Below are 1,761 nucleotides of genomic sequence, written 5' to 3' on the forward strand. Positions count from 1 at the left end.
CTGACGGCCACCACGGATGCGGCCGGGCGTAAAACCGAGTTTGACCTCGACGTCGCCAGCGGCAGCCTGTGCGGCATCACCGCCCCCGACGGCAGGCAGACCCTCTACGTCTGGAACCGCCGGCATCAGCTGACCCGCGCCATCGCCCCCGACAAAACCGAAACCACCCGCGAATACGATGCCGCAGGCCGTCTGGCGGCGCAGGCCGACGCGCTGGAGCAGACCACCCGCTACCACTACGCGGACGCGCACGGCGACCGGGTCATGGCCGTGGAACTGCCGGACGGCAGCCGTCAGCAGCTGGCGTGGACGGATTACCATCAGCTGCGCCGCACGACCGACTGCTCCGGCCACGCCACGGATTATGAGTATGACCTGTGGGGGCAGGTGACAAAAATCACCCGTGAGGAGGGGCAGGTGACCCGCTACCGCTACGACCCGCGCGGCCGCCTCACGGCCACGGAAAACGCCGCCGGCGAAGTCACGGCGTATCACTACAACGCCGCCGGTGACCGGGTGCGCACCGTCTTCCCGGGCGGCCGGCAGGAAGACGTGGAATACGACGCGCGCGGTCAGCGTCTGCGCACCCTGCACGGCGGGCTGTCGCAACGGTTCAGCTACGACGCCGCCGGACGCGTACTCAGCCTCATCAACGAAAACGGCGCGCGGACGCAGTTTGTCTATGACGTCATGGACCGCCTGATACGCGAGACCGGCTTTGACGGGCGCATTCAGCAGTATCAGTACGGCGCGGCGGGCGAGCTGATACACCGCCTCGACGGTGAACGGGTGACCCGCTGGCACTATGACGCCGCCGGGCGGGTGATATGCCGCGAAAATCCGCCGCACGGCGACGGCACGCCCGATGACGAACGCCGGACCTATGATACCAACGGCCTGCCGCAGGCGGTGGTGCACCACAGCGGCGGGCATCAGGTCACGGCCGTCTGGCAGCGTGACGCGACCGGGCGCATTGTCGCCGACGGTCAGCAGGTCACCGCGCCGGACGGGCGGGTGCTGTGGTCGCACACGCAGGCCAGCCGCTACGGCCCGCGCGGCGTCCTGACGCAGACGCTGCCCGACGGCTTACCGGCCGTTGACTGGCTGACCTACGGCCCCGGCCACCTGCTGGGCGTGGCGCTGGACGGTAAACCGCTGCTCGAGGTTGAGCGCGATAAGCTTCACCGCGAGCGCACCCGCACCTTCGGGCCGCTCACCCGTGAGACGCGCTACGACAGGGCCGGGCGCCTGTCGCACCTGACCCTCGCCGGGTATCCGGCGCTCAGCCGTGAACACCGCTACGACGAACGCGGGCAGCTGACCGCCATCATCAGCGGCACCCGTGACGACGCCGGCGCCCGCCAGTTTGTCTTTGACGACGCGGGCCGCCTGACCGAAGCCCTGGGGCTGTATCCGGCGCAGTATCAGTACGACCCGGCGGGCAACCGCCTGCCGCCCTTGCATCACGCCGACCCGTTCTCTCCCGCACGGCCTGACCCGCGCGACGCCCCCCGTCCGGCGCTCGCGGATAACCGGATACGCGAGGACGCCACCTTTACGTATCACTACGATGATTACGGCAACCTGACGGAGAAGGTCTGTAAGGCCACGGAGGGCGAGGTATACCGCTACGGCTACGACAGCAGCCACCGCCTGACGCACTACAGCCACACCCTGAGCTGGGGCGACGGCCACAGCACCCGCCACGGCCATTACCTGTATGACCCCCTGGGCAGGCGCGTCGGCAAGCGCACCCTGCGC

The 1,761-nt window shown here is 69.1% G+C and carries 1 protein-coding gene and 1 pseudogene; one reads left to right on the forward strand and one right to left on the reverse strand.

What is annotated here, in order from left to right; all coding sequences use genetic code 11:
* Positions 1-321: hypothetical protein (locus EDF78_RS25880; RefSeq protein WP_243839491.1), on the reverse strand; the 321-nt coding region annotated here is incomplete at its 3' end.
* Here EDF78_RS25880 and EDF78_RS25455 point away from each other — a divergent pair.
* Positions 265-1,761, forward strand: a pseudogene (locus tag EDF78_RS25455) (hypothetical protein); the annotation flags it as partial. The gene EDF78_RS25880 and the pseudogene EDF78_RS25455 overlap by 57 nt on opposite strands.

Source organism: Rahnella sp. BIGb0236, assembly GCF_004364755.1.
Classification (GTDB): Bacteria; Pseudomonadota; Gammaproteobacteria; order Enterobacterales; family Enterobacteriaceae; genus Rahnella; species Rahnella victoriana.